The following is a 16,263-nucleotide window of genomic DNA, read 5'->3' as shown; positions in this document are numbered from 1 at the left end:
AATAATGCGTTAACGCGCTAACGATCCGGTGATCGGCTACGCTCGGCCGCTACGTGGTGCAGGGCCAGCGCCGCAGCCGTGGCCACGTTCAGCGAATCGAAGTCGGCGGCCATCGGGATCGAAACCGCGCGGCACCGCTCGATCACGCGCCGCTCCAGCCCCGGCCCCTCCGATCCCACCAGCACGGCTGTGCGCGGCGCGGCGATCATTTCCGACAGGGGCTCGCCGCCGGTGGGCGTCAGGGCGACGACTTCGAAGCCCTGGTCCATCAGCCCCTCCACCATCGCGCCGGCCGAGCCCGCATAGGCCGTCGGCGTTCGCAGCACGGCCCCGGCCGAAACGCGGATGGCCTTGCGGTAGAACGGGTCGCAGCAGCGTTCGTCCAGCACGACAGCGTCGGCGCCGAAGCCGGCGGCGTTTCGAAACAGGCCGCCCATGTTGTCGTGGTTGCCGATGCCGCTGGCCGCCAGCACCAGGGCCGGCGCCGCCTCGCTGGGGACAACAGCCTGCATGCCGTGGCGCGGCGGCCGCTGACCCAGCCCCAGGATGCCGCGATGCAGGGCGAAGCCGGCGATCGCATCCAGCACACCCTGCTCCGCGGCGTAGACGGGCGCCCGGCCCTCCAGCCCCTCGATCACATCGCGCATGGCCTCGACCCTGTTTGCGGCCAGCAGCAGGCTGCGAGGCCCGGCCAGGGCGTGGGACGACGCCAGTTGCCGCACGATCACAGCGCCCTCGGCGATGAACAGCCCCTCGCGGCCCGTCAGGTCGCGCTCGCGGATGTCGCGAAAGGCGGCGATGCGCGGGTCATCCGGCCGATCGATGGTGGTGACCGTCACGAACGACGCCCTTTCCTCAAGTTTATCCGTTGCGCTTCACGAAGACCCGCTGCTATAGGCCCGCCTCCCGAGCACTGGTCCGCGGTAGCTCAGTGGTAGAGCAGCCGACTGTTAATCGGCTGGTCGTAGGTTCGAATCCTACCCGCGGAGCCATCGGCCTTCCACAGGCATCGTCACGCGCGCCTCTTGCCGGATCGGCAAGAAAAAAGCCCGGCGCGGGCGCCGGGCGAAACAGGTTTGGTGATGGTGGGTGTCCTCGAAGAAGACGCCCGATCAATCAGCCGGTTTGGTTAACGATCGGTGAATCATTCACGTCCGGCAGCCAGGTCGACTGGCCGGAGCCGCCCGGCAAGGACCAGACGATTCGCCAGCCCTGCCCGGCGCGCATCGAAACGGGCGCCCCGCCCGATGCGCTGACCGCGCCGGGGTAATCATAGCCCCGGCCGTCGATGACGATGCGCTGGGGTCCCGTCACGGTCCCGAGCATCCCTGTCCAATGACCGGTCGCATCCGCCACGGCCTGCAAAGAACGCCCCCCAGCCTCGATCTGGACAGGCGATCCGGCCGGCGCCCGTCCGCCGGCGACCAGCACCGCGCCGTCGCTGTCGACCGCGCCGAGGGCGCCGCCGCCGTTCAGCCGCTGCGCGGCCTGCCCGGGTCGCAGCAGGGCGACAGGCCCTGCGCCCTGCCCCAGCACGACCAGCGTCTGGGGCGCCTCGGCGGCGTCCTGACCGATCTGCAGCTCCGGCGCCAGGATCAGGTCGCCCGCCGGACGCGGCAGACGGATCTCGAACCGGCCCTGGTCGTCGGCCGTGACGGCGAAGCCTTCGCCGGCCGCCTGTCGCAGAACCACGCGACCCGCCGGCGAACTGACCCCTCGGATCACCAGTGTCCGGCCGTCCAGCAGCACCGCCCGAACCGCCGGCGGCGAGGGCCAGGCGTCCGGCTCGACCCCCTTGGCGTCCGCCTCCGCGTCCCCGCGTCCACAAGCCGCCAGCGTCAGGCAGAGGGCGGCGCCGAGCGCAGTCGTCAGCGCGATAGGACGTTTCATCCGAACTCCGGAGCCATTATGGCTGCCGGCCACCGTTAGCTTACCGCGACGATCCTGTCTCGCTGACCTCTCCGAGCCCGCATGACCCAGCCCGCCTTCGCCGTCGCCCCGTTCGAGGGCCGTTCCGTCTGCCTGTTCTGCGGTTCGTCCGACCGCGCGCGCCCGGTCTACGCCGAGGCGGCGGCGGCGTTCGGGGAGGGTCTGGCAGTGCGCGGGTGGCGGCTGGTCTATGGCGGCGGCGGCGTCGGCCTGATGGGCGCGGCGGCACGGGCGGCGCACGGCGCGGGCGGGCGGGTCGTCGGCATCATGCCGGGCTTCCTGCGCAGCCGTGAGCGCCTGTTCGACGAGGTCGAGACCGTGGTCGTCACCTCCATGCACGAGCGCAAGCAGCTGATGTATGACCAGTCAGACGCCTTCGTGGTCGCGCCCGGCGGCATCGGGACCCTGGAAGAGGTGATCGAGGTGCTGTCGTGGAAGCGTCTGGACCTGCATCCCAAGACGGTGATCTTCCTCAACATCGACGGCTACTGGGACGACCTGTTCGCCCACATGCGCCACAGCGTCGAGGAGCGGATGAACCCGGCTGACCTGGTCGGCCTGTGGCAGGTCGCCGGCTCTGTGGAAGAGGCCCTGGCGCTCTCGGCCTGAGGTTTGTCCAGCCTCACCCGGACGGGCCGTCGCTAAGCTCGCGGTTGCAAAGTGATCGCCGATAAGTAAACAGTGATCCGGTCAGGCGGCCGGCTGAGTTGCGTTTCGAGACGGGCGCTTGACAGTTTCCATAGAAAACGGACAAGTGGTGCGTCCTGATTGTGGACGCACTTCCTATCGGAGATCCGCCATGCGCGCCTTCCTGATCGCCGCCGCGCTGTTCGCGGCCGCCCCCGCCTTCGCCCAAAGTTCGACCACCACCACTCTGTCGCTGGCGGACGCCGCCACGGCGCCGAGCCGCACCACCGTCATCGACGGCGCCGCCTGGCGTTGCGAGGGGGCCACCTGCACCGCCACGGGCGGCGCCAGCCAGCCGGCCACGCGCGCCTGCCGCCGTGCGGTGGCGCGTCTCGGCGCGGTCAGCGCCTTTACCTACAAGGGCGTCACGCTGTCGGACGCCGATCTGGCGACCTGCAACGCCGGCTGATCAGCCGAACGGCGGCGAGGCGGCTCAGGCCGTCTCGCCCGCCAACCTCTGGGCGATGCGCTCCCGCCCGATCAGCGGCGCCATCATCGCCATGTCAGGCCCGTGCGCCTGCCCCGTGATCGCCAGACGCAGCGGCATGAACAGGGCCTTGCCCTTGGCGCCGGTCTGCTCCTTCACCGCCTGGGTCCAGGCCGACCACGCGCCCGCGTCGATCACCTCCGGCAGAAGATTCAGTGCGGCCCTGGCGAACGCCGCATCCTCGATCACCGGCGTGACCGGGCCGACGACGATCCGCGCCATTTCATACACATCGGCGAACTTCTGCAGGTTCGGTCGCACCACATCCCAGAAGGCCTCGCCCAGGTCGGCGCCCGCCGCCGCCAGACGCGGCTGGGCGTCGGCGTACGACAGACCATGCAGCGCCTGGGCGTTCAGACGGTCCAGGTCGGCGACATCGTAGCGCGCGGGCGACCGGCCCATCTTGGAGAAGCTGAACCCTTCACCCAGCGCCTCGATCGACGGCGCGACGTCCAGCGGGTCGGACGTGCCGATGCGGCCCAGGTGGCTGGTGATGGCGATGGGCTCATAGCCCTGGTCGCGCATGTCGCTGATCGACAGCGAGCCGAGCCGCTTGGACAGGGCCGAGCCGTCCTCACCGACCAGCAGCGGCATGTGCGCGAAACCGGGCGTCGGGCCGCCCCCAGAATCCTTGAGCAGCGCCTCGAAGATGTCGATCTGGGCGCCGGTGTTGGTGACGTGATCCTCGCCCCGGATCACATGGGTGATGCCCATGTCGATGTCGTCCACCACCGACGGCAAGGTGTAGAGAAACAGACCGTCCTCGCGGATCAGGACCGGGTCGGACATCGAGGCCGTGTCGACCTCGGCATGGCCGCGCGCCAGGTCCTCCCAGGCGACGCGGCGGCCTTCCAGCTTGAAGCGCCAGTGCGGACGGCGGCCCTCGGCCTCGTAGGCTGATTTCTCGGCGTCGGTCAGCGCCAGGCCCGCGCGGTCGTAGATCGGCGGCTGGCCGCGCGACAGCTGCACTTTGCGACGGCGATCCAGCTCTTCGGACGTTTCGTAGCAAGCGTAGAGCCGCCCGTCGGCCTTCAGCTTCGCAGCGGCGGCCTCATAACGGTCGAACCGCTTGGACTGGTTCTCGCGCTGGTCCCAGACCAGGCCCAGCCAGCGCAGGTCGTCCTCGATGCCCTGCTCGAACTCAGGCGTGGAGCGCGCCACGTCGGTGTCGTCGATGCGCAGGACGAACTGCCCGCCCTGCCCTTTCGCGAACAGCCAATTCACAAGCGCGGTGCGGACGTTGCCGACGTGCAGCTTGCCCGTGGGCGACGGGGCGAAACGAACCTTGACGGACATGAGAGGCGGCCTTCGAAATCGAGGCGCGTAGGTCGCCCTCAAGGCGCCTCAAGTCAAGCTAGAGCGGGCCGAGTCCGCGTCAGTCGTCGCGGTGGACGCGTTCGCGGCGTTCGTGGCGTTCCTGTGCCTCGACCGACAAGGTCGCGGTCGGCCGGGCCTCCAGTCGTCCCAGGCCGATCGGCTCGCCGGTGTCCTCGCAGAAGCCGTAGGAGCCGTCCTCGATCCGGCGCAGGGCCTCGTCGATCTTGGAGATCAGCTTGCGCTGCCGGTCACGGGTCCGAAGCTCCAGCGCCCGATCGGACTCGGACGATGCACGATCGACCAGGTCGGGATGGTTCTCGGTCTCGGCCTTCAGATTGACGACGGTGCCGCGCGATTCACGCAGGATGTCGTCCTTCCAGGCCAGAAGCTTGGCCTTGAAGTAGGCCAGCTGACGTTCATTCATGAACGGTTCGGCGTCCGACGGCCGGTACACGACCGGCGCTTCGAAAGCCTTAGACGCCAATGCGTTCATCGCACCCACGCTCATAGTCACGCCCCCCTGGACACGATCGCGGTATATGGAGAGCGGCGAGTCCCCGCAACGCCGTTCGCGCGTTCAGGATCGGCAAAGCTTGGTCTCTGTTCCACGACGTGACATTTCCTCATCACTCTGACCGCGTGAATTACGGAAACTACAGGCGAATTTCGTGTCAACGGGGCGAACGGCCCTCGGCCTTGGCCAGTTCGACCTGAGCGCGCAGATCGATCTGCTGCAACACCCCGGCCAGGCCGGCGTCCAGATCGTCGGGCATGTCCTCCCGCAGATCGCGCGACAGCCGCTCCAGCGTCGCCTGCCCGCTCTCGCCCGCCAGCAGCGCCAGCTTCAGATCGTCCAGGCGGTCCAGCAGACCCGCGCCGCGCCGGAACGCGCGACGCCGCCGCTCGGTCGCCGTCTCCACGCCCTGCAAGGCCATCAACGCCGACAGGCCGGCGATGCCCGACGCCGCATTGGCGGGCGCAGCGCTGGAAGCGGCCGGCGCCGCGCCCGTCTGCGGAACGCTGAAACCGGCGCCGGCGGCGCGGGCCGGCGTTCCCGCACGGGTCGCCCCGGCGCCTGACGGACCTGAGACCTTCATTGGAACGTGCTCCCAGTCATTCCCGGAGCTTTGGCGGCAGGGACTGACCGTTTGGTTAACGCCCCGGCGAAATCTGCCGACCTTGCGACGCCACGGCCACTCCCCTCCATTGTTTTCGCTGGATTTTATCAGCGGCACGGCTCTGGCATGCGGAACATTGCGCAGATGTTGTTTCAGGCCCACGCCATGCAAAGATTCCTAGCCGCCGTTCTCGCCCCGCTCGCCGCGGCGGTCCTGTGCCTGACGCCCGGCGCCGCCGACGCGCAGTCGCGGATCAAGGACATCGCCTCGATCGAGGGCGTCCGTACCAACCAGCTGGTCGGATACGGACTGGTGGTCGGCCTGAACGGCACCGGCGATTCCTTGCGCAACTCGCCCTTCACCCGACAGTCCCTGGAGGGGATGATGGAGCGACTGGGCGTCAATATCCGCGGCGCCAACGCCAACACCAAGAACATGGCCGCGGTCATGGTGACGGCCGACCTGCCCGCCTTCGCGACGGCCGGATCGCGCATCGACGTGTCGGTCTCGACCATGGGCGACGCCAAGAGCCTGCTGGGCGGCACGCTGCTGGTCACCAGCCTGCAAGGGGCGGACGGCGAGATCTACGCCGTCGGTCAGGGCTCGGTGCAGACCGGCGCCGTGTCGGCCTCGGGCGGCTCTGGCTCCTCGGTCACGCGCGGCGTGCCGACCGCCGGCCGCATCGCCTCGGGCGGCGTGGTCGAACGTGAGACCGGCTTCCAGCTGGCCAACATGAGCCAGGTCCGCCTGACCCTGCGTAACCCGGACTTCACGACCGCCCAGCGCGTCGCCGGCGCCATCAACCAGGTTTATCCGAACAGCGCCTTCGCCGAGAACGGCACCGTGGTGACCCTGCGCTCGCCGGCCCAGATGAACATGGCCGGCTTCATCAGCCGCGTCGAGAACCTGTCCGTCGCCGTCGACGCCCCGGCCAAGGTCATCATCGACGAGGTCAACGGCGTGATCGTCATGGGCGAGGCCGTCCGCGTCTCCACCGTCGCCATCGCCCAGGGCAACCTGACGATCTCGGTGCAGGAGACCCCGCTGGTCAGCCAGCCGGAGCCCTTCAGCAACGGACAAACGGTCGTGGTCCCGGACTCCACCGTCAACGTCGAGGAGGAGCTGGGTCGTCAGATGCGGATCGTGAACGGCGGCGCCTCGCTGTCCACCCTGGTCAACGGCCTGAACGCCCTGGGCGTCAGCCCGCGCGACATGATCTCCATCCTGCAGGCCATCAAGGCCGCCGGGGCCCTGCAGGCCGACATCGAGGTGATGTGAGAATGAGCGACCTGACCGTCTCCACCGACTTGCTGCGTCCCGTCACGCCTGCCCCGAACGCCAACAGCGATCGCATGCGCGCGACGGCCGAGTCCTTCGAAGCCTCCTTCCTGTCCGAGATGCTGAAGCCGATGTTCCAGGGCCTGTCGACCGACGGTCCGTTCGGCGGCGGCGACGCCGAGCAGACCTGGCGCAGCTTCATGATCGACGCCATGGCCAAGCAGACGGTCAAGGCCGGCGGCGTCGGCCTGGCCGACACCGTAATGGCCGAAATGATCAAGATGCAGGAGCAGCGGGCATGAGCACCGAAGCCGAACTGGCCGCCGGCCGGGTGCGGGCGCTGAAAGCGCTAACGCTCGAACTGACCGAGCGCCTGTCGATGGAGCTGGCCGCGTTCGAGGCGCGCCGTCCGCAAGACGTCGCCGCCAGTGCGCTGCGAACTCAGGATCTGGCCAATAATTATCGGCGCGAGAGCGCGCAGATCAAGGCGAACCCCGCCCTGCTGTCTGCGGCCCCCAAGGCGGATCGTCAGGCGCTCATCGAGGCGACCCGCGCCTTTGACGCCGTCGTCACGCGTCACGCACTGGCGGTCGAGGCCGCGCGCGTGATTTCCGAGGGCCTGGTCAAGACCATCGCCGCGGAAGTCGCCGCCCAGCGAACCCCGGCCTCGGCCTATGGCGCCAGCGGTCAGGCGAACACCGCCGACGGCCGCGCCTTCGCGCTTAACCGCTCGGCCTGACACGATTTTAACCTGTCACCGCCAAGGTGGCGGATGATGAACTTCAAGGCGCGTCTTCTCGGCCTCGCGTTCGCCGCCGCCGACGCGCTCGTCGAGGTGGGCGCGGACGGGTGCGTGTCCATGGCTCTGGGCGCCGCGCCGGGCGACGAGTCCGCGGCCTCCTGGACAGGCTCCCGCTTCAGCGACCTGTTCAAGGATGGGCGCCAGGTGCTCGAGCGCGCCTGCCCCTCGGGTCCAGGACGCCGTTCCGAAGAATGCGAAGCCCTGATCCGATGCATCGACGGCCGCGTTCGTCGCTGCCGGGTGCGCGCGTTCAGCGTCCCGGAACTGGCCCCGGCCATCTCTTACGCCATCGCCTATCTGGGCCCGGCCATCGCCGAGATCGCGCATGAACCTGTGCCGCTGCTGGACGTCTCCGGCTTCATGATCGAAGCGGACCGCCTGTTCGCGGAACGGCCGCGCGATCCGGATCTGACGCTCAGCTTCGTCACCCTGTCGGCCGAGGCAGGCGAGAGCGCCGAGGTGGGGCGTATGATCGCTTCGACGCTGCAGGACGCCTCGATCGGCGGCGGCGGCGCGGCCAGGCTCTCGCCCATGCACTACGCCCTTCTGCGACTGGCGGGCGACGCACGCGACATCGCCGCAGAGCTGAACGAGGCCGCCCAGCGCGAAGGCGTCGAACTGAACGCCGGAGAAGTGTCGACCGCGATCCCCGTCGGGGCCCCGCCGTTGTGCGCGCTCCGCGCCCTGCGCTTCGCCATCGAAAGCTGTCTGAAGGACGGCGGCATGGCCGAGCCGGACAAGACCTTCTCGCAGTCACTGAAACAGACGTTGAAGGAGGCCGAGGGCTTCCGCGCCATGGTGCGCGGTCGCGATTTCGCCCTCCACTATCAGCCGATCGTCGATCTCGATTCGCGTGCAGTCCATCATTTCGAGGCCCTGGCCCGCTTCCCCGGCGACACAGCCGGCCCGGCCAGCCGCATCCACATGGCCGAGGAACTGGCCCTGATCGAGGGCTTCGACCTGGCCGTGGTCGAAAAGGCCTTGGGCCGGATGAAGCGCCCGGGTTCGGGCCTGCTGAAGGTGGCGGTCAACATCTCGGCCGGCTCCCTGGCCAGCGACAGCTATGTCGACGCCGTGTTGCGGATGACCGCGGCCAATCCCAGGGATCGCCAGCGGCTGATCATCGAGATCACGGAGACGGCGGCCCTGGCCGACATCGACGCGGCCAATCGGCGGATCGCGGCCCTGCGTGGTTCGGGCGTGACGGTCTGCATCGATGACTTCGGCGTGGGCGCGGCCTCCTTCACCTATCTCCAGCGGCTTTCGGTCGATGCAGTGAAGATCGACGGCGGCTTCGTCCGCGATCTGGCCGGCGATCCGCGCGCCCGCACCATGATCCGCTCGATGGTCGAGCTGTGCCAATCGATGGGCTTGGAGACGATCGCCGAGATGGTCGAGACCGAAGAGGCAGCGACGGCGCTGCAGTCGCTGGGTGTCGGATACGGCCAAGGCTGGCTGTTCGGCCGCCCGGAGGCCGAACCCCGCACCACGATCGCCGCCCTGCCCGTTCGCCGCAAGGGCGCCGTCGAGGCCTGGGGCTAAAGCGCGATCTGGCGCTCGACGCCGATCGCCTCCAGAAACGCCGCGTCGTGGCTGACGACCAGCAGAGCCCCGTCCCAGGCGCGCAGCGCCGCCTCGATGGCTGTGACCGATTCCAGGTCCAGATGGTTTGTCGGCTCGTCTAGGATCAACAGTTGCGCCGGCTCGGCCCCGCCGACCACACAGGCCAGCGCGGCGCGCAATCGCTCGCCGCCTGACAGCGAGCCGACGATCCGCTCGCCCGCCGAGTTGCGGAACAGGAAGCGGGCCAGCGCCGCGCGCGCCTCGTTCGGCGCCGTTTCGGGGTTCAGGCGGCGGAAGGCCTCAACCAGGGTCTCGTCGGCCCGCAGCACATCTGCGTCCTGGTCGAGCATGGCCGTCCGCACCCGTCGCTCGACCGAGCCATCGGATGGCGACAGACGGCCCGCCGCCAGCTTCAGCAGGGTGGATTTGCCGGCGCCGTTCGCGCCCGTGACGGCCACCCGCTCCGGTCCGATCAGGCTCAGGTCGATCGGTCCGGCGATGCGGCGGCCGCCCGGCGACCGCCATTCGGCGCCTGCCAGCTTCAGCGCCGTGCGTCCGGCCGCCAGTCCGCTGGGCGGCATGGGGATGTCGAGGCTTCTCACTCGCTCGACACGCGCGCCGGCCATTTCGAGTTCAGACACCGCCTCGCCCATCGCCCGGTCCGCCAGGCGGGTCTCGCGCCCCGCACTGGCCTCGGCGCGTCTTGCCATCGCGCCCAGCAGAATTTTCGGCTCCGAACCCTTGGAGGCGAAGGCGCGGCCCACGCGGTCCCGTCGGGCGCGGGCCTCCTCGGCTTGCCGCGCCACGCGGCGCGACGTCTCGACGCCCCGTTCGGCCACGGCCAGGGCCCGGACCGCCGCCGCGCGCTCGGCCGCCTTGGCCTCGGCGTAGAGATCGTAGCCGCCGCCATGGACGGCGACGCCCAGGCTGGACAGTTCGATGATCCGGTCCATGCGGTTCAGCAGGCCGCGGTCATGGCTGGCGACCAGAACCCCGCCCTTCCATCGGCCCAACACCGCCGCGACCAGGTCCCGCGCCTCGGCGTCCAGGTGATTGGTGGGCTCATCGAGAACGAGTAGGTCCGGCGCCTCGGTCATCAGCCGCGCCAGCCTCAAGCGCGTCTGCTCGCCGCCGCTGAGGCTCGCTGTCAGTTGGTCCAGCGACAGACCCTCCAGTCCGACCTCGGCCAGCGCCGCCGCGGCGCGATCCGGCAGCATCCAGTCCGCCGCGTCCAGATCGTCGGCCGATCCCTGGCCCGCCGTGATGCGCTCTATGACAGCCAGCTTTTCGGCCATGCCCAGCGTATCGGCCACACGCTCGTCCGGCGCAGGCTCGAACCGTTGCGCCAGCACGCCGACCGATCCGGCGCGCGCGACGGCCCCTTCGGTCGTGGCGCTTTCACCCGCGACGATGCGCAGCAGCGTGGACTTGCCCGCGCCGTTCCGGCCGACCAGTCCCGTGCGCTCACGCCCGAAGGCGAGGCTCAGATTTTCAAATAGGGTGCGACCGTCAGGCGTCCGTGCGGCGACGCGGCTGAGCGTCACGCGCGCGGATTCGGACGGGTTTGGGTCGGGGTTGGAGCGAGACATAGGCGGCCACGACAAGCGGAACGGAAAGGGCGAAACCGATTTCCAGCGCGCTGATCATGATCGTCAAAGCCTCCTATGCGACTGATGGAAAGGATGGCGTCGCGCGGGCCGAAGCGCAAGGCGTCGACCGGCTGGCGCAGAACACGCTGCTGTGACAGCCTTCTGTCAGGAGGACCGTCCCATGCGCCTTTCACCCCTCGCGGCTCTGGCCGCCGCCGGCTTGCTGGCCGCCTGCGCCACGGCGCCGGCCGAAGTCGCCGGCGGCCCGCCCATGCTGTCGCCACCGGCCGCCGAGCCCGTTCCGGCCAATGGGCGCCTCTACGCCAACTGCATCGGCCAGGCGGCCGAGGCGGGCGCATACGCTCGCGCCCATGACACGGACACCGAGCTGCTGCTGTTCACCTGCACGGGCCAGCCGGCGCGCGAGTTCTTCGCCGGGCTGGCCGGCCGCAGCGCCGCGATCGGCTCTGAGTATCAAAGCGACGGCCGGACGATCCGCTCGACCAATGCGGTGCAGAGAAATCTGTTCGGCGTCGACTATTGCAGCCACGGGGCGGGCGACGACTACGCCTGCGTCATCAGCCTGAACGCCGGCGCCTTCCTGACCGCAAACTAGGCCTCGCGGCGCGGCTCGGGCACCAGCGATCCGGCGATCCAGCTGACCAGGCCGGTGACGATGGCCGCCCCGATCCCCGCCCACAGCCCGGCGACGACGAAGCCGCCCAGCAGGCTGGCCACCAGACCGATGACAGCGGCGTTCACCACCAGCAGGAACAGGCCGAAGCTGATGACCGTCAGCGGGAAGGTCACGATCACCAGAATCGGCCGCACCACGGCGTTTGCGATCCCCAGCAGGACGGCGGCCGCGATAAGCGAGCCCGTCTGGGTGAACGCGACGCCGGGAACGACCTTGGCCGCCAGCCACAGGCCGAACGCCGTCACCAGGAACTGAACGATCATCCGCAGCATGGCCGCCCCCTCTTTCGTGCGCCGACAATAGCGTGCGCCGGCACTACCCTGCTAGGACCGGCCGGCATTGAGGAGACCGGCCGATGAGTTTGCGCGGCGACTACGACCCCGACAACATCTTCGCCAGGATTCTGCGCGGCGACGTGCCCAGCGTTACGGTCTGGGAGGACGACAACGTCCTGGTCTTCATGGACGTCTTTCCCCAGTCCGAAGGCCACTGCCTGGTCATCTCCAAGGCCTCGAAGGCCCGCAACCTGCTGGAGGTCGAGCCCAAGGCGCTGGGCCGGCTGATCGGCGCGGTGCAGCGCACGGCGCGGGCGGTCGAGAAGGCTCTGAACCCCGACGGGGTGGCTGTCATGCAGTTCAACGGCGAAGCCGGCGGCCAGACCGTCTTCCACCTGCATTTCCACGTCGTGCCTCGCTGGGAGGGCCGTGAAATGAAGGGCCACGGTCATGCTCCGATGGCCGATATGGACGAGTTGCGCGCGCTGGCCGGCCGCATCGCGACCGCTCTCGACTAAAGCCGCTTCAGCCAGCCGTTCGGGTTGTAGGTCACGTTGCGGCCGAAGTGGTCGCAGAGGCTGTCGTCCAGACGGTAGTCCGCCCCCCGCCGTGCGAGGAAGTCCTCGACCGCACGCGTCGGACCCTGCTCGTACTTGTCGTAAGCCGGCCCCATGAAGGCGACGACGCCGTCCTCGATGACGATGTAGTCTCCGCTCTCCAGATGAGGATCGAAGAAGTCCAGCACGGCGAGGGAATCGGCCCGAAGGTGACTGCTGTCCTCCACAATCAGCCATGGCTTGGGCAGGGCCAGCATTTCGGGCGTCAGAACATCCGCCAGTCGCTGCGCTTCGCCCTTCAGGAGGCTGATGCGCGGGTCGCTGAAATCGGTCGGCGGCCGGATGTCGACGGAGACGACGCGCGGCTCCACGCCATGGGCGTGCATGGTGTCGGCGAACCAGAGCGCGCTGCCGCCGAACTTCGTGCCGACCTCGAACACCGTACGCGGCGTCTGGCGCGAAAAGAGCTGCAGGTAGAGCGCCAGATCGAACGGGCTCTTGAGACACGGCACGCCCCGGTAGACCGACCGCAATGTCCCTCGCTGCAGGCTCGGCAGCAGATCTGCGGGCAGGTCGGTTTCAAGCGGTCGAACCGTCATCGCATACGTCCCCTTACAGCGGTCCCTTGAACACGAACCACGCCCCGGTCACGATCAGGGCGAACCCGACCGCGTGGTTCAGGGTCAGCTTCTCGCCCAGGAACATGACGCTGAAAACGGCGAACACGATCAGGGTGATGACCTCCTGCATCGTCTTCAGCTGGGCCGTCGAATAGACCTGGTGCCCGATGCGGTTGGCGGGGACAGCCAGACAGTATTCGAAGAAGGCGATGCCCCAGCTGACGATCACGACGATCCACAGAGGCTTGGAGCCAAACTTCAGGTGGCCGTACCAGGCGAACGTCATGAAGACGTTCGACGCGACCAGCATCAGGATGGGTGTGACATAGGGCATCGGCGGCATGGCCTCTGTATGCTTGCACCGCGCGGATTCCGCCAGCATAAGGACGCCGCCCAGGGCCGGTTTAGCTCAGCTGGTAGAGCAGCGGTTTTGTAAACCGAAGGTCGCGGGTTCGATTCCTGCAACCGGCACCATGGCGCTATCGATGGCCGACACGAACAAGCTGGGCCACAGGATCGGCGCACGGGGCGGCAAGACCCGTCAGGCCATCCTGGATGCGACGCGCGGTCTGCTGGAGCAGCGGTACTACGGAGAGATCCGCGTCGCCGACGTGGCGGCGGCCGCCAGCGTGTCGCCTTCCAACTTCTACACCTATTTCAAGACGGTCGAGGAGCCGATCCTGGTTCTGGCCGAGGAAGCGGCGGCCGACTTCGCGCGGCTGGCGGGCCACCTGTCGTCGGACTGGTCGGGCGACCAGGCCTTCCCGGCGGCGCGCGCCCTGGTGGTGGACATGCTGGACCTGTGGCGCGAGCACGGGGCGGCGCTGCGGGTCGAGCACCTGCTGGCCGACCGGGGCGAGCCTGCCTTCGCCGAGAGCCGCGTGCGACGTCTGCGGCGGCTTCACCTGGCGGTCGAGCGGCGCATGGCCCAGGCCCAGGCCGGCGGCCTGCTGCCGATGGGCCTCAGCCCCCGCCTGGCGTCCTATGAGCTGGTCAGCCTGATGGAGTCGGTCGCGGCCGGCTTCACCCTGTTGCGCCGGGCGGACACCCCCGATGCGATCGTCGACACGACCGCCCACATCGTCGCCAAGCTGGCGACCGGACGCTAGCCGCCGCCCAAAGCCACGGCGACCCGGTAGGTGACGAAGGCCGCCAGATAGGCCAGACCGAACATGTAGCCGATCATGATCCAGGTCCACTTCAGCGAGTTCGTCTCGCGGCGGACCACGCCCAGGGTCGGGATGCACTGCGGGGCGAAGATGTACCAGGCAAGGAAGGCCAGGCCCGTCGCCAGCGACCATTGCGCGGCCAGGACGGTGGCCATGGCGTTGGTCGCGGTCTCGGCGTCCGCCACCGAATAGACGGTGCCCAGCGCCGCCACCGCCACCTCGCGCGCGGCCATGCCGGGCACCAGGGCGACGACCATCTGCCAGTTGAAGCCGATGGGCGAGAAGATGGGCTCCAGCGCGTGGCCGATCATGCCGGCGAAGGAATAGTCGATGGCCGGCCCGGTCGCCCCTTCCGGCGGATAGGGGAAGGTGGCCAGCGCCCAGACGACGATCATCAGCGGCAGGATGATCCGCCCCGCCCGCTTGATGAACACCTTGGCCCGGAGCCACAGGTTGAACAGCACATTGCGAAGGTCCGGCGCCTTGTAGGCCGGCAGCTCCATCATGAACGGCTCGACGGCGCCCCGCCACAGGATGCGCCGGACGACGAACGACACCGCCAGCGCGCTGACGATGCCCGCCGCATAGAGGCCGAACATCACCAGCCCCTGCAGGTTCGCGAAGCCCCAAACCGTCTGGTTGGGGATGAAGGCGGCGATGATCAGGGTGTAGACCGGGATGCGCGCCGAACAGGTCATCAGCGGCGCGACCAGTATGGTGGTCAGGCGGTCGCGGCGGCTGTCGATCACCCGCGTCGCCATGATGCCGGGAATGGCGCAGGCGACGCTGGACAGCAGGGGGATGAACGCCCGTCCGTGCAGGCCGGCGCCGCCCATGATCTTGTCCATCAGGAAGGCCGCGCGGGCCATGTAGCCGAAGTCTTCCAGCAGGATGATGAAGGCGAAGATGATCAGGATCTGCGGCAGGAAGACCAGCACGCTGCCGACCCCTGAGATCAGCCCGTCGACCAGCAGGCTCTGAAACAGCGCCCAGGCCCCGGTGTCGGGGATGACCGAGGCGACCGCTGAACCCAGCAGGGCGATCACCGCCTCGATGCCGTCCATGGCCGGGGTCGCCCACGCGAAAACGGCCTGGAACATCACGAACAGAATGCCCAGCAGCACCACCAGGCCCGCGACCGGATGCAGAAGCACGCTGTCGATCTTGCCCGTCAGGGTGTCCGGCCGTTCGGGCGGGCGCACGCAGGCCTTCATGATCCGCTCGGCCTCGCGGTGGGCGGCGCGGATGCCGGCGGCGTCGGGGGCATGCCAGCCTTCGGCCGGGACGTCGCGCCAGACGGCGGCTTCGGCTTCGACGGCGGAGACCAGTTCAGCGATGCCCCGGCGGCGCGTGGCCACTGTGGTGATGATCGGGACGCCCAGTTCCTGACCCAGCCTGTCCATGTCGATCCGCAGGCCCTGGCGCTGGGCGATGTCGAACATGTTCAGCGCCAGCACCATCGGTCGCCCGATGGCCTTCAGCTCCAGGATCAGGCGCAGCATCAGCCGTAGATTGGTGGCGTCGGCGACCGCCACGATCACGTCCGGCGGCGTCTCTCCGGCCAGGCGGCCCAGCACGGCGTCGCGGGTGACCTCTTCATCCGGGCTGCGGGCGCGCAGCGAATAGGTGCCGGGCAGGTCCAGAACCGACAGGGTCCGGCCTTCGGGCGTCGCCACCCGCCCTTCCTTCCGCTCGACGGTGACCCCGGCGTAGTTGGCGACCTTCTGGTGCGAACCGGTCAGGGCGTTGAACAGGGCGGTCTTGCCGCTGTTCGGATTGCCGACCAGGGCGACGCGGGCCGGGCGAAGTGAAACGTCCATCAGGCGGCCAGTCGCACCATCAGGTTGGCGGCCTCGCGGCGGCGCAGGGCCACGCGCATGTCATCGACCTTCACCGCGATCGGATCGCGGCCGATCAGGCCTTCGTGCAGCAGCTCGACATTGGCGCCTTCCACCAGACCCAGCTCCAGCAGCCGGCGCTCCAGCTCGGTCTCGTGCTCATCGTGATGGCAGTGGCCGCCGACCTTCACGATCACGCCGCGCGCACCACGCTGGGCTTCGCTCAGCAGGATGTCTGGTCCGGGGGAATGGGTGTTCGTCATGCGATCTGAAACCAACTAGATGACACTGATTATCAGGTGCGCCCCTGCCACGTCCAGCGCATTGCTCCGCTTCG

At 68.8% G+C, this 16,263-nt stretch carries 20 protein-coding genes and 2 tRNA genes; 11 read left to right on the top strand and 11 right to left on the bottom strand.

Translation table 11 applies throughout. The annotated features are described in order from the left end of the window. Positions 1 to 17: 17 nt before the first annotated feature. Positions 18 to 839 carry an RNA methyltransferase gene (locus ASG17_RS09045; protein ID WP_056102042.1) on the bottom strand — a complete coding sequence of 274 codons (822 nt, stop codon included), beginning with the start codon at positions 837 to 839 and terminating at the stop codon, positions 18 to 20. Positions 840 to 917: 78 nt separating this feature from the next. Here ASG17_RS09045 and ASG17_RS09040 point away from each other — a divergent pair. Next, positions 918 to 992, top strand: a tRNA-Asn gene (locus ASG17_RS09040). A 124-nt stretch (positions 993 to 1,116) separates the two neighbouring features. On the opposite strand, the gene ASG17_RS09035 is transcribed toward ASG17_RS09040, so the two are convergent. Continuing rightward, a complete protein-coding gene (locus tag ASG17_RS09035) occupies positions 1,117 to 1,890 on the bottom strand; it encodes a hypothetical protein (protein WP_056102040.1) in 774 nt (257 codons plus the stop codon). Positions 1,891 to 1,971: 81 nt separating this feature from the next. Here ASG17_RS09035 and ASG17_RS09030 point away from each other — a divergent pair, with 81 nt between their 5' ends. After that, on the top strand, positions 1,972 to 2,538 hold the full coding sequence (locus ASG17_RS09030; RefSeq protein WP_056102037.1) for a TIGR00730 family Rossman fold protein: 567 nt from the start codon (positions 1,972 to 1,974) through the stop codon (positions 2,536 to 2,538). 190 nt (positions 2,539 to 2,728) lie between these two features. Beyond that, entirely contained in the window at positions 2,729 to 3,025 is a 297-nt protein-coding gene (locus ASG17_RS09025) for a hypothetical protein (RefSeq protein ID WP_056102034.1), read from the top strand. A 24-nt stretch (positions 3,026 to 3,049) separates the two neighbouring features. Here ASG17_RS09025 and gltX read toward each other — a convergent pair whose 3' ends face one another. From gltX to ASG17_RS09010, 3 genes are all read right to left on the bottom strand, one after another. After that, entirely contained in the window at positions 3,050 to 4,399 is a 1,350-nt protein-coding gene (gltX, locus tag ASG17_RS09020; protein WP_056102032.1) for a glutamate--tRNA ligase, read from the bottom strand. A 79-nt stretch (positions 4,400 to 4,478) separates the two neighbouring features. Further along, positions 4,479 to 4,913: an RNA polymerase-binding protein DksA gene (gene dksA, locus ASG17_RS09015; RefSeq protein ID WP_056102028.1), complete on the bottom strand. Its 435-nt coding sequence runs from the start codon at positions 4,911 to 4,913 to the stop codon at positions 4,479 to 4,481. Between the two features lie 178 nt (positions 4,914 to 5,091). After that, on the bottom strand, positions 5,092 to 5,517 hold the full coding sequence (locus ASG17_RS09010) for a flagellar assembly protein FliX (RefSeq protein WP_056102025.1): 426 nt from the start codon (positions 5,515 to 5,517) through the stop codon (positions 5,092 to 5,094). A 186-nt stretch (positions 5,518 to 5,703) separates the two neighbouring features. Here ASG17_RS09010 and ASG17_RS09005 point away from each other — a divergent pair, with 186 nt between their 5' ends. Genes ASG17_RS09005 through ASG17_RS08990 form a run of 4 tightly spaced genes read left to right on the top strand, consistent with a single transcriptional unit; the run spans position 5,704 to position 9,160 of the window. Beyond that, the gene (locus ASG17_RS09005; RefSeq protein ID WP_082496217.1) at positions 5,704 to 6,816 is read left to right on the top strand and encodes a flagellar basal body P-ring protein FlgI; all 1,113 of its coding nucleotides are present in this window, start codon (positions 5,704 to 5,706) and stop codon (positions 6,814 to 6,816) included. A gap of 2 nt (positions 6,817 to 6,818) precedes the next feature. Beyond that, positions 6,819 to 7,118 (top strand): rod-binding protein, encoded by a 300-nt coding sequence (locus ASG17_RS09000; RefSeq protein ID WP_056102023.1) that lies wholly within the window; start codon positions 6,819 to 6,821, stop codon positions 7,116 to 7,118. Then, complete coding sequence (locus ASG17_RS08995) at positions 7,115 to 7,555, top strand: hypothetical protein (protein ID WP_056102020.1); 441 nt, start codon at positions 7,115 to 7,117, stop codon at positions 7,553 to 7,555. The genes ASG17_RS09000 and ASG17_RS08995 overlap by 4 nt, the downstream gene beginning before the upstream one ends. Before the next feature lie 33 nt (positions 7,556 to 7,588). Continuing rightward, a complete protein-coding gene (locus tag ASG17_RS08990; protein WP_056102017.1) occupies positions 7,589 to 9,160 on the top strand; it encodes an EAL domain-containing protein in 1,572 nt (523 codons plus the stop codon). Here ASG17_RS08990 and ASG17_RS08985 read toward each other — a convergent pair. Next, positions 9,157 to 10,770, bottom strand: a complete 1,614-nt coding sequence (locus ASG17_RS08985; protein ID WP_056102014.1) for an ABC-F family ATP-binding cassette domain-containing protein — start codon at positions 10,768 to 10,770, stop codon at positions 9,157 to 9,159. The two genes, ASG17_RS08990 and ASG17_RS08985, sit on opposite strands and share 4 nt — an antisense overlap. A gap of 181 nt (positions 10,771 to 10,951) precedes the next feature. Here ASG17_RS08985 and ASG17_RS08980 point away from each other — a divergent pair, with 181 nt between their 5' ends. Further along, on the top strand, positions 10,952 to 11,386 hold the full coding sequence (locus ASG17_RS08980; protein ID WP_056102012.1) for a hypothetical protein: 435 nt from the start codon (positions 10,952 to 10,954) through the stop codon (positions 11,384 to 11,386). On the opposite strand, the gene ASG17_RS08975 is transcribed toward ASG17_RS08980, so the two are convergent. After that, positions 11,383 to 11,739 (bottom strand): phage holin family protein, encoded by a 357-nt coding sequence (locus ASG17_RS08975; RefSeq protein ID WP_056102009.1) that lies wholly within the window; start codon positions 11,737 to 11,739, stop codon positions 11,383 to 11,385. The genes ASG17_RS08980 and ASG17_RS08975 overlap by 4 nt on opposite strands. Before the next feature lie 83 nt (positions 11,740 to 11,822). On the opposite strand from ASG17_RS08975, the gene ASG17_RS08970 reads away from it, so the two are divergent. Further along, on the top strand, positions 11,823 to 12,260 hold the full coding sequence (locus tag ASG17_RS08970) for an HIT family protein (RefSeq protein ID WP_056102006.1): 438 nt from the start codon (positions 11,823 to 11,825) through the stop codon (positions 12,258 to 12,260). Here ASG17_RS08970 and ASG17_RS08965 read toward each other — a convergent pair. Then, positions 12,257 to 12,898 (bottom strand): CmcI family methyltransferase, encoded by a 642-nt coding sequence (locus ASG17_RS08965; RefSeq protein WP_056102003.1) that lies wholly within the window; start codon positions 12,896 to 12,898, stop codon positions 12,257 to 12,259. The two genes, ASG17_RS08970 and ASG17_RS08965, sit on opposite strands and share 4 nt — an antisense overlap. Before the next feature lie 13 nt (positions 12,899 to 12,911). Further along, positions 12,912 to 13,262 (bottom strand): DMT family protein, encoded by a 351-nt coding sequence (locus ASG17_RS08960; protein ID WP_056103346.1) that lies wholly within the window; start codon positions 13,260 to 13,262, stop codon positions 12,912 to 12,914. A gap of 55 nt (positions 13,263 to 13,317) precedes the next feature. On the opposite strand from ASG17_RS08960, the gene ASG17_RS08955 reads away from it, so the two are divergent. Both ASG17_RS08955 and ASG17_RS08950 read left to right on the top strand, forming a co-directional pair. After that, positions 13,318 to 13,393, top strand: a tRNA-Thr gene (locus ASG17_RS08955). 11 nt (positions 13,394 to 13,404) lie between these two features. Then, positions 13,405 to 14,028 carry a TetR family transcriptional regulator gene (locus tag ASG17_RS08950; protein WP_056102000.1) on the top strand — a complete coding sequence of 208 codons (624 nt, stop codon included), beginning with the start codon at positions 13,405 to 13,407 and terminating at the stop codon, positions 14,026 to 14,028. Here ASG17_RS08950 and ASG17_RS08945 read toward each other — a convergent pair. Both ASG17_RS08945 and ASG17_RS08940 read right to left on the bottom strand, forming a co-directional pair. Next, entirely contained in the window at positions 14,025 to 15,908 is a 1,884-nt protein-coding gene (locus tag ASG17_RS08945; RefSeq protein WP_056101997.1) for a ferrous iron transporter B, read from the bottom strand. The two genes, ASG17_RS08950 and ASG17_RS08945, sit on opposite strands and share 4 nt — an antisense overlap. Further along, complete coding sequence (locus tag ASG17_RS08940) at positions 15,908 to 16,189, bottom strand: FeoA family protein (RefSeq protein ID WP_056101993.1); 282 nt, start codon at positions 16,187 to 16,189, stop codon at positions 15,908 to 15,910. The genes ASG17_RS08945 and ASG17_RS08940 overlap by 1 nt, the downstream gene beginning before the upstream one ends. Positions 16,190 to 16,263: the final 74 nt, after the last annotated feature.

It is taken from the genome of Brevundimonas sp. Leaf363 (assembly GCF_001424025.1).
Classification (GTDB): domain Bacteria; phylum Pseudomonadota; class Alphaproteobacteria; order Caulobacterales; family Caulobacteraceae; genus Brevundimonas.
The sequence above is the reverse complement of the archived record's forward strand: the minus strand, read 5'-3'. Positions and strand labels throughout refer to the sequence as shown.

Coding starts and splice junctions, on each gene's coding strand:
- ASG17_RS09035 (WP_056102040.1), bottom strand. CDS start 1,890: ATGAAACGTCCTATCGCGCTGACGACTGCGCTCGGCGCCGCCCTCTGC.
- ASG17_RS09030 (WP_056102037.1), top strand. CDS start 1,972: ATGACCCAGCCCGCCTTCGCCGTCGCCCCGTTCGAGGGCCGTTCCGTC.
- ASG17_RS09025 (WP_056102034.1), top strand. CDS start 2,729: ATGCGCGCCTTCCTGATCGCCGCCGCGCTGTTCGCGGCCGCCCCCGCC.
- gltX (WP_056102032.1), bottom strand. CDS start 4,399: ATGTCCGTCAAGGTTCGTTTCGCCCCGTCGCCCACGGGCAAGCTGCAC.
- dksA (WP_056102028.1), bottom strand. CDS start 4,913: ATGAACGCATTGGCGTCTAAGGCTTTCGAAGCGCCGGTCGTGTACCGG.
- ASG17_RS09010 (WP_056102025.1), bottom strand. CDS start 5,517: ATGAAGGTCTCAGGTCCGTCAGGCGCCGGGGCGACCCGTGCGGGAACG.
- ASG17_RS09005 (WP_082496217.1), top strand. CDS start 5,704: ATGCAAAGATTCCTAGCCGCCGTTCTCGCCCCGCTCGCCGCGGCGGTC.
- ASG17_RS09000 (WP_056102023.1), top strand. CDS start 6,819: ATGAGCGACCTGACCGTCTCCACCGACTTGCTGCGTCCCGTCACGCCT.
- ASG17_RS08995 (WP_056102020.1), top strand. CDS start 7,115: ATGAGCACCGAAGCCGAACTGGCCGCCGGCCGGGTGCGGGCGCTGAAA.
- ASG17_RS08990 (WP_056102017.1), top strand. CDS start 7,589: ATGATGAACTTCAAGGCGCGTCTTCTCGGCCTCGCGTTCGCCGCCGCC.
- ASG17_RS08985 (WP_056102014.1), bottom strand. CDS start 10,770: ATGTCTCGCTCCAACCCCGACCCAAACCCGTCCGAATCCGCGCGCGTG.
- ASG17_RS08980 (WP_056102012.1), top strand. CDS start 10,952: ATGCGCCTTTCACCCCTCGCGGCTCTGGCCGCCGCCGGCTTGCTGGCC.
- ASG17_RS08975 (WP_056102009.1), bottom strand. CDS start 11,739: ATGCTGCGGATGATCGTTCAGTTCCTGGTGACGGCGTTCGGCCTGTGG.
- ASG17_RS08970 (WP_056102006.1), top strand. CDS start 11,823: ATGAGTTTGCGCGGCGACTACGACCCCGACAACATCTTCGCCAGGATT.
- ASG17_RS08965 (WP_056102003.1), bottom strand. CDS start 12,898: ATGACGGTTCGACCGCTTGAAACCGACCTGCCCGCAGATCTGCTGCCG.
- ASG17_RS08960 (WP_056103346.1), bottom strand. CDS start 13,262: ATGCCGCCGATGCCCTATGTCACACCCATCCTGATGCTGGTCGCGTCG.
- ASG17_RS08950 (WP_056102000.1), top strand. CDS start 13,405: ATGGCCGACACGAACAAGCTGGGCCACAGGATCGGCGCACGGGGCGGC.
- ASG17_RS08945 (WP_056101997.1), bottom strand. CDS start 15,908: ATGGACGTTTCACTTCGCCCGGCCCGCGTCGCCCTGGTCGGCAATCCG.
- ASG17_RS08940 (WP_056101993.1), bottom strand. CDS start 16,189: ATGACGAACACCCATTCCCCCGGACCAGACATCCTGCTGAGCGAAGCC.